Annotated in this window: 12 protein-coding genes and 1 pseudogene; 10 read left to right on the top strand and 3 right to left on the bottom strand. The window is 71.9% G+C overall.

The genetic code is table 11. The annotated features are described in order from the left end of the window. The first annotated feature begins 51 nt into the window (after positions 1-51). Complete coding sequence (locus tag ACFXB5_RS47640) at positions 52-1098, top strand: LLM class flavin-dependent oxidoreductase (RefSeq protein WP_385220724.1); 1047 nt, start codon at positions 52-54, stop codon at positions 1096-1098. A 37-nt stretch (positions 1099-1135) separates the two neighbouring features. Here the strand turns inward: ACFXB5_RS47640 and ACFXB5_RS47635 are convergent, their stop codons facing one another. Next, positions 1136-2365 carry a TerD family protein gene (locus ACFXB5_RS47635; RefSeq protein ID WP_385220730.1) on the bottom strand — a complete coding sequence of 410 codons (1230 nt, stop codon included), beginning with the start codon at positions 2363-2365 and terminating at the stop codon, positions 1136-1138. Positions 2366-2521: 156 nt separating this feature from the next. On the opposite strand from ACFXB5_RS47635, the gene ACFXB5_RS47630 reads away from it, so the two are divergent. Then, positions 2522-3355, top strand: a complete 834-nt coding sequence (locus ACFXB5_RS47630; protein ID WP_385220722.1) for a YwqG family protein — start codon at positions 2522-2524, stop codon at positions 3353-3355. Positions 3356-3446: 91 nt separating this feature from the next. Beyond that, the gene (locus ACFXB5_RS47625; RefSeq protein WP_385220720.1) at positions 3447-4358 is read left to right on the top strand and encodes an NAD-dependent epimerase/dehydratase family protein; all 912 of its coding nucleotides are present in this window, start codon (positions 3447-3449) and stop codon (positions 4356-4358) included. Here the strand turns inward: ACFXB5_RS47625 and ACFXB5_RS47620 are convergent. Continuing rightward, the gene (locus tag ACFXB5_RS47620; RefSeq protein WP_385220718.1) at positions 4296-5234 is read right to left on the bottom strand and encodes a DMT family transporter; all 939 of its coding nucleotides are present in this window, start codon (positions 5232-5234) and stop codon (positions 4296-4298) included. The two genes, ACFXB5_RS47625 and ACFXB5_RS47620, sit on opposite strands and share 63 nt — an antisense overlap. 133 nt (positions 5235-5367) lie before the next feature. Between ACFXB5_RS47620 and ACFXB5_RS47615 the strand changes: the two genes are divergently transcribed. After that, positions 5368-5931 carry a TetR/AcrR family transcriptional regulator gene (locus tag ACFXB5_RS47615; protein WP_385220715.1) on the top strand — a complete coding sequence of 188 codons (564 nt, stop codon included), beginning with the start codon at positions 5368-5370 and terminating at the stop codon, positions 5929-5931. Here ACFXB5_RS47615 and ACFXB5_RS47610 read toward each other — a convergent pair. Further along, positions 5896-6303 (bottom strand): ATP-binding protein, encoded by a 408-nt coding sequence (locus tag ACFXB5_RS47610; protein ID WP_385220712.1) that lies wholly within the window; start codon positions 6301-6303, stop codon positions 5896-5898. The two genes, ACFXB5_RS47615 and ACFXB5_RS47610, sit on opposite strands and share 36 nt — an antisense overlap. Positions 6304-6523: 220 nt before the next feature. On the opposite strand from ACFXB5_RS47610, the gene ACFXB5_RS47605 reads away from it, so the two are divergent. From ACFXB5_RS47605 to ACFXB5_RS47580, 6 genes and pseudogenes are all read left to right on the top strand, one after another. After that, positions 6524-7333 carry a helix-turn-helix transcriptional regulator gene (locus ACFXB5_RS47605; RefSeq protein WP_201853532.1) on the top strand — a complete coding sequence of 270 codons (810 nt, stop codon included), beginning with the start codon at positions 6524-6526 and terminating at the stop codon, positions 7331-7333. Beyond that, positions 7330-7587, top strand: coding sequence for a DUF397 domain-containing protein (locus ACFXB5_RS47600; RefSeq protein WP_385220710.1), 258 nt, complete (start codon positions 7330-7332; stop codon positions 7585-7587). The genes ACFXB5_RS47605 and ACFXB5_RS47600 overlap by 4 nt, the downstream gene beginning before the upstream one ends. A gap of 33 nt (positions 7588-7620) precedes the next feature. Then, positions 7621-8606 (top strand): annotated as a pseudogene (locus ACFXB5_RS47595) (SDR family NAD(P)-dependent oxidoreductase). 65 nt (positions 8607-8671) lie between these two features. Beyond that, a complete protein-coding gene (locus tag ACFXB5_RS47590) occupies positions 8672-9121 on the top strand; it encodes a MarR family winged helix-turn-helix transcriptional regulator (protein WP_385220708.1) in 450 nt (149 codons plus the stop codon). After that, positions 9118-10551, top strand: a complete 1434-nt coding sequence (locus tag ACFXB5_RS47585) for an MFS transporter (protein WP_385220704.1) — start codon at positions 9118-9120, stop codon at positions 10549-10551. The genes ACFXB5_RS47590 and ACFXB5_RS47585 overlap by 4 nt, the downstream gene beginning before the upstream one ends. Further along, complete coding sequence (locus ACFXB5_RS47580; protein ID WP_385220702.1) at positions 10548-11114, top strand: cysteine hydrolase family protein; 567 nt, start codon at positions 10548-10550, stop codon at positions 11112-11114. The genes ACFXB5_RS47585 and ACFXB5_RS47580 overlap by 4 nt, the downstream gene beginning before the upstream one ends. Positions 11115-11242: the final 128 nt, after the last annotated feature.

Here is an 11242-nt window from a genome sequence, read left to right as displayed (position 1 = left end):
GGTTTATTCGCCCGGGGGGGTCAGGGTTTTCGTGTGTGTGCCACACCCCGCGTGCCCCACCCCCACTCCCCCACCTGCCCCCCCCCCCCCCCCGCCTGGGGGGGGGCGCGGTCGCCGGCGCTGCGCGACACCGTACGGTTCGCGCAAGCCGCCGAGGCGCTCGGCTACCACCGCTTCTGGGTCTCCGAGCACCACAGCGTGCCCGGTGTGGCCGGTTCGGCGCCCACGGTGCTGGCGTCCGCCGTCGCGGCGGCGACGGTCCGCATCCGCGTGGGCACGGGCGGCGTGATGCTGCCGAACCACCGCCCGCTGGTCGTGGCCGAGCAGTTCGGGGTGCTCGAATCCCTCTTCCCGGGCCGGATCGACATGGGTCTGGGCCGCTCCGTCGGCTTCACCGACGGCATCCGCCGCGCCCTGGGCGCCGAGAAGGACGCCGCGCGGGACTTCGGTGACCAACTGGACGAGCTGCTCGGCTGGTTCACCGGCGAGCAGGACGCCCACCCCCAGGTCCACGCCCACCCGGCGGAGGGGCTGCGGCTCCCCGTCTTCGTCCTGGCCACCGGCGCCGGCGCGGATCTGGCGGCGCGGGCCGGACTGTCCCTGGTGATCGGCGATCTGCGGGGCCGGGACGAGATGCTACGCGCGATCGACCGCTACCGCACGGGCTTCCGCCCCTCGGCGTGGTCCTCCGCCCCGTACGTCGTCGTCTCGGGCAATGTCGCGGTCGCCGACACCACGGAGGAGGCCCGCCGGCTGCTGCTCCCCGAGGCATGGGCCATGGCCCACTCCCGTACCCACGGCGTCTTCCCGCCGCTGGCCCCGGCCTCGGAGATCGAGGCCCGGGAGATGACCGAGAAGGAGCGCGGTTTCTACGAGCGCGGCCTGCGCGGCCAGCTGTACGGCACGGAGGACGAGGTCGCCGCCGCGCTCGACGAACTGATCGAGCGCAGCGACGCCGACGAGGTGCTGGTCACGACGAGCACCTACGACCGCGAGGCCCTTCTGGACTCCTACCGCCGCCTGGCCCGCGCGGCGGGGCTGTCGGGCGACTCCGGCCGGGGCATCCGCAGTGCCGTGGGAGCGCCCGTGCCGCGCTGACAGCTCTGACAGCCCTGGCATGTGGCGGCGAGTCGGCTCATAGAGCCTTGCCGGCGGGCTTGGCCATGCCTCGGACGGTGCGCGAGTCCACGTACTCGCCCATCGCGGTCATCTCCCACTCGCCCGAGAACTGCTTGATCATCTTCGCCATCATCACGCCCGTGCGCGGCTCGGCGTGGGTGAGGTCGAAGCGGACCAGCTCCTCGCCGCTCTGGGCGTCGAGGAGGCGGCAGTACGCCTTGGCCACATCGGTGAACTTCTGGCCGGAGAAGGAGTTGACCGTGAAGACCAGGCCGGTGACCTCGGGCGGGAGGCCGCCGAGGTGGACGGTGATGGACTCGTCGTCGCCTCCGCCCTCACCGGTGAGGTTGTCGCCGGAGTGCTGGATGGCGCCGTTGAGGATGGCCAGCTTGCCGAAGAAGCAGGCGTCGATCTTCTTGCGGTCGACGCCGAAGGCGATCACGGACGCGTCCAGGTCGATGTCCTTGCCGCGGAAGGCGGGCTCCCAGCCCAGGCCCATCTTCACCGAGCTGAGCAGCGGGCGGCCGCCCTTGACCAGGGACACCGTCTGGTTCTTCTGGAGGCTGACCCGGCCCTTGTCCAGGTTGATCTTCCCGGTGGCCGGGGCCGGGGCCGCCGCCGCGGCGGGCGCCGCGGCCGGGGGAGCGGACGGCATGGGCGGCGGGGGCTGGAAACCGGCGGGCGGGCCGCTCGGCGGGGGCGGCGTCTGAGCGGCGGGGGCGGTGGGGGCAGCAGGGGCGGCCGGGGCGGCGGGCTCCTCGACCGTCACGCCGAAGTCGGTGGCGATGCCCGCAAGACCGTTGGCATACCCCTGCCCGACCGCGCGCACCTTCCACGCCCCATTGCGCCGGTACACCTCCACGGTCACCAGCGCGGTCTCGTTGCCCAGCCGCGGCGGGGTGAACGTGGCGATCACCGCGCCGTCGTCGGCACCGCGCACGGTGGCGGTCGGCTCGGTGCCCGAGAACGTCGCCCCGGGCGCGTCCAGGCTCGCGGTCACCACGATCTTCTCGATGTCGGCGGGGATGGCGGCGGTGTCCACGGTGATGGAGTCGCCCGCGCCCGCCGTCCCGGCGCGGTGGGTCACGCCCGGTCCGGTGGGCTGGTTGTAGAAGACGAAGTCGTCGTCGGAACGCACTTTGCCGTTGGCGGTGAGCAGCAGGCCCGATACGTCGAGCCGCACCGGGGCGGTGACGTCAACCGCCACGCGTGCGACGGAGAGGGGGAGGTTCGAGCCGGGTGTCATAGCGGTCATGCCCGGGGTAACGAACGTCCCCGCTTTACGGTTCCTTGACCTGCGGAGTGACTTCTCCCGCGCCCTGCCCCGCCGCGGTCGGCTCGGGTCGGTCCGGTTCGGCGTCGGCCCATTCGGCTGTCGGTGGCCCCCGCCATCATGGTCCGCATGACGACCGAGCCCGACGCGCTGCCCACCCTCGCCCGCGCCCATCTGCCCGCTGACCTCGCCGACCGCTGGACCGGGCTGCTGCGCCCGGCCGCCCACCTCCGCCGGGCCGGGGCGGCCGATCCGGTCGTCGGCCGGCTCGGCGGACTGCCCCGGCTGCCCGAGGGCACGGACTGGCCGGAGTGGGAGGGGCACGGCCCGCTGGCGTTCGTGGCGGAGGTGGACTGCGCCGCGCTGCCCCGGGCGGAGCTGGACATACCGCTGCCCGCCGACGGCCGCCTGGCCTTCTTCTACTACGGCGACGAGGACGATGACGCGTTGGTCGACACCGCCGACCCGGACACCTGGGCCGGTGCCCGGGTGCTCCACCTCCCGCCCGCGCCCGCCGACGCGCCCGAACGGCCCGCACCGGCCGGTCTCACCCCGTACCCGGAGGTGCCGCTGACCGCCCACACGAGCCCGAGCGCCCCCGACTTCGATCTGCCCGCGCTGGCCGCGGCGTTCGGCGAGGACGCGTTCCCGGACGCGTTCACGAGGGCGATATGGGGCCACCAGAGTGGTGTCGCCCATCAGATCGGCGGCCACGCCCAGTCCGTGCAGGGCGCGGTGGAGGTCGTGGTGGCCCATGGCGCGCTGGGCGGGCGGGACGTGTCCTGGGAGGACCCACGGCTCGAGGAGGAGGCGGGGCGCTGGGTGCTGCTCGCGCAGGTCGACTCCGATGAGGACGCGGACATGATGTGGGGCGACGGCGGCGCGCTGTACTGGCTGATCCGCCCCGACGACCTCGCCGCGGGCCGCTTCGAGAAGGCCCTGTTCACCTGGCAGTGTTGCTGACGGAATTTGCCGTCGCGGCAAACCCCGTTGGGGGTTCCTCGCGCCCAGGTCGATTCTGCGCTCTGACCCCCGTCAGAGAGGCACCTCTCCCATGCATGTCTTTCTCACCGGCGCGAGCGGCTACATCGGCGGTACCGTCGCCGTCCGCCTCCGCCGGGCAGGCCATCACATCAGCGGTCTGACCCGCGATCCGGCCAAGGCCGGACAACTCGCCCGGCTGGGCATCGAACCCGTGGTGGGTTCGCTCGACGACGCGGACCTCCTCGCCGCGCACGCCCGCGGCGCCGACGCCGTGATCAACGCGGCCGACAGCGACCACCGCGCGGCCGTGGAGACGCTCATCGCCGCGCTGGCCGGATCGGGCAAGCCGCTGATCCACACCAGCGGCTCCAGCACGGTCGGCACCGGTGCGGAGGGCGAGGCGTCGGAGGCGGTCCACGGCGAGGACCTCCTCGACCCGGGTTCGGCCTGGGAGCCCGATCACCCCGTCCGCGCGGCCCGGGTCGCCATCGACCGCCTGGTCCTGAGCGCGGCCGAGCGTGGCGTGCGGTCGGCGGTGCTGTGCGACAGCCTGATCTACGGGCACGGCCGGGGCCTTGGCCGGGACAGCGTCCTGATCGCAGCGCTGGTCCGGCAGGCCCGCGCCGGGGGAGTGGTCCGCCAGGTCGGCCCCGGCCGCAACATCTGGTCCACCGTCCATGTCGACGACGTCGCCGACCTGAACCTCCTCGCGCTGGAGAAGGCGCCTCCGGGCACCTTCTGCTTCGTGGAGAACGGGGAGGAGTCGTTCGGCGCGATCGCCGGGGCCATCGCCCGCTCCCTCGGCCTGCCCGGCCCCCGCCCCTGGGACCCCGACGCGCCGGACAACGTCTGGGACCCCCAGTTCGCCCGGCACGCCCTGGGCTCCAACAGCCGTGTACGTGCACGCCGCGCCCGCGAGCTACTCGGCTGGCACCCGCGGCACCGCTCGATCACGGACTGGATCCTCCGCGAGCTGCGCTGACCGGTCGGGGCGGCGGCGCACGGTGGCCGCCGTCACCCCGATCACGCACACCGCCATGCCCGCGAGGGCCGTCCACCCGGGCGTGTCCCCGAACATCGCGTACGCCCACACCAGTGTGGTCGGGGGCGTGAGGTAGATCAGCGCGCTGGTGCGGGTGACGCCGTTGCGGCGCAGGCTCAGCCAGTAGAAGCCGTAGCCGCCGACCGTGGAGAGCAGCACCGTCCAGACCACGGCGACCCAGAAGCCCCCGCCCGCCGGGGGCGCGGCATGGCCCCCGGCCACGGCGACCCCGGTGAACAGGACGGCGCTGACCAGGCAGTGCAGCGGTATGGCGTCCACGGGATCGAGTGGCGCCCGCACCTTACGTTCGAGGAAGCTCGCGGCCAGCAGCGCCGCCATGGCGGCGAAGGGCAGCCCGTACGCCCAGGCCGGGGCGGCCGGGCCCCCCGCCGACAGATCGCCCTGGACGACGAGCGCGACCCCGCCGAGGCCGATGGCCAGCCCCGCCCACTGGCGCGGGCTGACCGTCTCCCCGAGCAGCCGCCCGGCCAGCGCGCCCGCCGCGAGCGGCTGCAACGCGGCGATCAGCGCGGAGGTGCCGGACGGCACGCCGAGCCCGACCGACCAGACGATCCCGCCGAGATAGCCGCCCTGCGAGAGCGCTCCGATCACCGCCTGCTCGGCGATCGCGCGCGGGCGCAGTCTGCGGCGCCTCAGCAGCGCCCAGGCGCCGCCCAGGACCGCCGCCGCCGCGAGGAAGCGCCACATCAGCAGGGTGTCGGCGGCGGCCTCGCGGGTGCCGAGCTCGGCTCCGATGAAGCCGGAGCTCCACATCACGACGAGGCCGATGGCGGTGACGGCGGCGCTGACGGGCATGGGGCGTTCCTCGTTCTGGGTTGGGGTTCCGGGTCGGTTCAGGCTCCGGGTATACCGGTCTGTTTACTCCCTCATCCACTAGACTAAACAGATCGGTATACACGTCAACCCTTCACCCGGAGGTGATCACGGCATGGAAGCGCTCACCCCCGCCGCGCGCCGCATCCTCGACACCGCCGCCGAGCTCTTCTACGGGCAGGGGATCAACGCGGTCGGCGTGGATCTGATCGCCAAGCGCGCCGGAGTCACCAAGAAGACGCTGTACGACCGCTTCGGCTCGAAGGAAACGCTGGTCGCCGCGTATCTGCGGGAGCGCGATGAGCGGTGGCGGGCCTGGCTCACCGCCGAGGTCGAGAAGTCGCCCCCGGCGGATCGCGCCCTGGCCACGTTCGACGCGCTCGCCGAGTGGGTGCGCCGCGAGAACCCGCGCGGCTGCGGCTTCGTCAACGCGGCGGCCGAACTGCCGGACGCCGCGCATCCGGCCCGGCAGGTCGTCGCCGACCAGAAGCACTGGCTGCGGGGCTATCTGCGGCGGCTGTGCGAGGAGGCGGGCGTGGCGGCCCCCGACGAGCTGGCGGACGAGCTGCTGCTGCTCCACGAGGGGGCCACGGTGCTGAACGGTCTTTCGGTGGTCGGCGAGCCGGTCGGCATCGCGCGTGAGCTAGCCCTGCGGGCGCTGGAGCGGGCCAGGGCCTGAGCCTGGGCCGGACGGTTTGGTCTCGGTCGCGATCTCGGCCCATACGGTCTTCCCGGGCCCGCCGCCGGAGCGGGGCCCGACCGCCCAGCGCTCGGCGAGCCGCGAGACGAGATACAGGCCGCGTCCGGTTTCGGCGTCGGGCGCGGCCGTGATGAGCGCGGGCCGCTTCTCGGTACGGGTGTCCGACACCTCGATACGGATCGTCCCGGACGCGTCGCCGCCCAGGGGCGCGGTCAGCCGTACGTGGAAGTCCCGCCCCGGGACGCGGCCGTGCCGTACGGCGTTGGCGGCCAGCTCGCTGGCGATCAGGGTCGTGGTCTCGTTGGGGCCGGAATCGTATGGGTAGCCCCACGCGGCGAGCCGGTGCGACACGAGTCGCCGAGCGAGTCGCGCACCGCGAGGAGTCGAGGTGAAGCGCATGGCGAACTCGCCCGGCGCGGGAGCTGGTTGTCCCGGCCGCGTACCTCGTGAGGGGGCATTTTCGGTCGTCATGGGCACGAGCCTTGCGGGGACGTGCCTAGCCTGACCAGGAAGCGTGCAAGTACGGACCGTGTCTGTACGTGCACACCAGGTGTGATGGGAGGCATGCGACATGGCGGGTACGGAACGGTCCCCGTTCCTGAGGGGCTTCGGGAGGCAGGTGAAGCTGTTCCGGGAACGGGCCGGGCTCACCCAGGCGGACTTAGGGACGCGTATCGGGTACAGCCCGGACCAGGTGGCGTCGGTGGAGTGCGGACGGCGCATTCCCAAGCCGGAGCTGGTCGACAAGGCCGATGAGGCACTGGACGCCGGGGGCGTCCTCAAGGCGATGAAGGAGGAGCTGGCGCACGCGCGGTACCCGGCGTTCTTCCGCGATGCGGCGCGGTTGGAGTCTGAAGCGGTTGAGGTCCAGGCGTACGACACCCATGTCGTCAAGGGGCTGCTGCAGACGGAGGACTACGCGCGGGCAGTCTTCACCATGCGCCGCCCACACCTGGACGAAGAGGTCGTCGAACAGCGTGTAGCTGCACGAATGGAACGGCAGGCGATCTTCGGTGCGCGGCCCGCGCCCCTCCTGGGCTTTGTCGTCGAGGAGTCCGTGCTGCGGCGGCCGATCGGCGGAGTGCAGGTGCTCCGTGGGCAGTTGGAGCAACTGCTCCTCATCGGGGCGAAGCGCAACGTGGAGATCCAGGTGATGCCCCTGAGCCGGGAGGACAACGCTGGGGCGGACGGGCCGTTCACTCTGATGACCCCCAAGGACGGTGAGCAGCTCGCCTATCTCGAAGGTCAGGGGCGTGGCAGCCTACTCACTGACCGGGAAGAGGTCCGTGTGATCGCCGCCCGATATGGAATCATCCGGGCCCAGGCTCTCACTCCACGGGAGTCGTCCATCTTCATCGAGAAGCTGCTGGGAGAGCTATGAGCAATGACATAGGCCAGTTGATGTGGTTCAAGAGCAGCTACAGCGGCGGCGAGGGCGGCGACTGCATTGAGGTCGCCATGGACTGGCGTAAGAGCAGCTACAGCGGCGGCGAGGGCGGCGCATGCATCGAGGTTGCCGCATGCCGCCCTGGCACCGTGCATGTGCGGGACAGCAAGAACACCGACGGGCCGAACCTTACGTTCCCCGCATCCGCGTGGAGCGACTTCGTCGCCTTCGCGCGGGGCGTCGTTTGACCTGGAGCGCGCTCCAAACCGTACGTTCCGGGCATGACGACCAAGCAGCATGCGATCGGCACCGGTTTCGGGGTGCGCAGTACGACGAGCGACGTTCTCGCGGGCATTGATCTGTCCGGGAAGCTCGCGCTCGTGACCGGGGGCTATTCGGGGCTCGGGCTGGAGACGACGCGGGCTCTCGCCGGTGCGGGGGCCCGCGTCGTCGTGCCCGCGCGGCGGCGCTCGACCGCCGTCGAAGCGCTCGGCGGGATCGAGGGCGTCGAGGTCGCCGAGGTCGCCGAGATGGACCTCGCGGACCTGGACAGCGTTCGGGCCTTCACGGAGGAATTCCTCGCGTCCGGTCGCGATATCGACATTCTGATCAACAACGCCGGGATCATGGCCGCGCCCGAAACCCGGGTGGGCCCCGGGTGGGCCCCGGGTGGGAAGCCCAGTTCGCCATCAACCACCTGGGCCACTACGCCCTGACCAACCGGCTGTGGCCCGCGATCGCCCGTGGCGGTGGCGCACGCGTGGTGTCGCTCTCCTCCAATGGGCATCAGCTCTCGGACATCCACTGGGACGACCCGCACTTCCAGCGACACGCCTACGACAAGTGGCAGGCGTATGGGCAGGCGAAGACGGCCAACGCCCTGTTCGCGCTGCACCTCGACGCGCTGGGGCGGAACACCGGTGTGCGGGCGTTCTCCGTGCACCCCGGCACGATCGCCACCCAGCTGGGGCGCCACATGTCCCCGGAGGAACTGGCGGGGCTGAGTGAGACGATCGACGCCAGCTCCACCAACGTCGGCTGGAAGACGCCCGAGGAGGGCGCGGCCACCCAGGTCTGGGCGGCGACCTCGCCACGGCTCGCGGGCATGGGCGGCGTGTACTGCGAGGACTGTGACATCGCCGGGCCCGCGCCGGAGGGCACCGAACTGGGCAGCGGGGTGAGCGCCTGGGCCACCGATCCGGAGCGGGCGGCGCGGCTGTGGGCGCTGTCGGCGGAGCTCACCGGGGTCGATGCCTTCGCCGAGTAGATAGACAGTCCAAACTGTGCAGTTTGAACTGGACAGCCTGGACTGAAGGAAATATCGTGCGGGGCATGACAGAGACCCCTGGCGGCATGTCCGAGTCCACCGTGCGCGCCGCGCATGAGATCCGTGTGGTGATCGGCCGACTGCGGCGGCGGATCAAGGAGTCGTACGACCTCGAGGAACTCACCCCCTCGCAGACGTCCGCGCTCAGCAGGCTCAGCAAGGAGGGCCCTGCCTCGGCCAGCGCGCTGGCGGCGGCCGAGCGCGTACGGCCGCAGTCGATGGCGGCCACGCTCGCCGTGCTGGACGAGCGCGGGCTGATCCAGCGGCGCCCCGATCCTCATGACGGGCGGCGGCAGCTGGTCTCGGTGAGCGACCTGGGCAGCGCGTTCCTGGACGACAAGCGGCGGGCGGGCGAGGAATGGCTCGCCCAAGCCCTGGAGAGCGGCTACACGGAAGCGGAACGGGAGACCATCCTCGAGGCGCTGGCCCTGCTGGACCGGCTCAGCCGCGCATGATCGAGCGGCTGACGCGGCTCACACGACGAAAGGGCAGGGCGGACGCGGGGAACGCCTTCGACCGGAGGCTGCTGGCCCCGATGATGCTGGGTTCGGTACTGAACCCGGTCAACTCCTCGATCATCTCCGTGTCGTTGGTGCCGATCGGCGCCGCGTTCGGGGCGCCGCCGTCGCAGACGGCCTGGCTGGTCTCCGCGCTCTATCTGGCCACCTCGATAGGCCAGCCGGTCATGGGCCGGCTGATCGACCTCTACGGGCCGCGCCGTCTCTTCCTCGCCGGGGCGGCGCTGACCGGGATCGCGGGGCTGATCGGTCTGTTCGCCCCGAACCTGGGGACGCTGATCGTCGCGCGGGTGGTGCTCGGGTTCGGCACCTGCGCGGGCTATCCGGCCGCGATGTACCTCATCCGTGGGGAGGCCCGGCGGACCGGCCAGGAGAGCCCCGCCGCGATCCTCGCCACGATCGCGGTCGCCAGTCAGACCATCGCGGTCATCGGACCGCCCCTGGGCGGACTGCTGATCGGGCTGGGCGGCTGGCGAAGCACGTTCGCCGTCAACATCCCGCTGGCGGCGGCCGGTCTGATCCTCGGCGCCCGGCGGCTGCCGAAGGAGCGGCCCCTGGCGGAACGCACCGATGAGCGCGTCCGGCTGGACCTGATCGGCATGGGGCTGTTCGCCGCGACGCTCGTCTCGCTGCTGTTGTTCCTGATGGAGCCGCGAGCCGATCGGTGGTATCTGCCGGTGCTGATGGCGGTGGCGGCGGCCGGGTTCGCGGTGCGGGAGCTGCGGGCGGCGGAGCCGTTCATCGATCTGCGGGTGTTCGGCGGCAATCCGCCCCTGCTGCTCACCTACGCCCGCGCGCTCCTCGTCTCCGTCGTCTCGTACGTCTTCCTGTACGGCTACACGCAGTGGCTCCAGGACGGCCGGGGACTGACGGCCTCACAGGCGGGGCTCGCCCAACTGCCCCTGTTCCTGACCGGGATCGCGGTGTCCACCGCCACCGGCCGCCGCGCCGCCGTGCGCGGCAAGCTGCTGGTGGGGGCCGTGGGGCAGATCGTCGGCTGCGTCCTGCTGCTCCCGCTCCAGCCGCACAGCGCGATATGGCTGCTGATCGTGGTCGGGCTGGTCTTCGGCGTACCGCAGGGGCTGATGAACCTCGCCCTGCAGAACGCGGTGTACCACCAGGCCGATCCGGAGCGGATGGGCTCCTCCGCGGGGCTGCTCCGCACCTTCTTCTACCTCGGCGCGATCGTCGCCTCCAGCGCCAACGGCGCCTTCTTCGGCGCCCGCGCCGACACCGGCGGGCTGCACGGCCTGGCCTGGTTCATGCTCGCCATCACCGGCCTGTGCCTGGCGCTGACGCTCGTGGACCGCTCGCTGGGCCGTATCGGCTCCGACGATTCCTCTTCCGCGCAACGAAAGGCCTCATGAACATGAACGCGAACAAGACGGCTCTGCTCGTGATGGACGTCCAGGAAGGCATCGTGGCCCGCGTCCAGGACCCCGACTATGTGCCGTGTGTGAGCCGCGCGGTCGACGCGGCCCGTAACGCCGGAATCCCCGTCGTGTACGTCGTCGTGGGCTTCCGCTCCGGCCGTCCCGAGGCCTCGGCCCGCAACAAGATCATGGGCTCCCTGCCGCCGGGCCTCTACACCGAGGACGACCCCAAGATCGCCATCCACGCCGGTGTGGCGCCCCGGCCGGACGAGGTCGTGGTCACCAAGCGGCGGGTCAGCGCGTTCGCCGGCAGCGATCTGGACGTGGTGCTGCGGTCCGGCGACATCACCCATCTCGTCCTGACCGGCGTCGCGACCGGCGGCGTCGTCCTGTCCACCCTGCGCCAGGCTGCCGACCTGGACTTTCGGCTCACGGTGCTGTCCGACGCCTGCTATGACCCGGACCCGGAGGTCCACCGGCTGCTCATCGAGAAGGTGTTTCCGTCGCAGGCCGAGGTCACGACGGTGGAGGAGTGGGCCGCCGACGCGGAGGGCTGACCGCTTGGGGCCTTAGGGGTGTCTGGCGGGTCGTGGCGCCTGCGGCGGGCTGTTCCCCTCCCCGCCCCTTCCCGGCACCTGACGATATGCGGCTCCGCCGCGTGCGGGGCTCCGCCCCAGACCCCGCT

The sequence above is a fragment of the Streptomyces sp. NPDC059455 genome (genome assembly GCF_042750115.1).
Taxonomy (GTDB): domain Bacteria; phylum Actinomycetota; class Actinomycetes; order Streptomycetales; family Streptomycetaceae; genus Streptomyces; species Streptomyces endocoffeicus.
The sequence above is the reverse complement of the archived record's forward strand: the minus strand, read 5'-3'. Positions and strand labels throughout refer to the sequence as shown.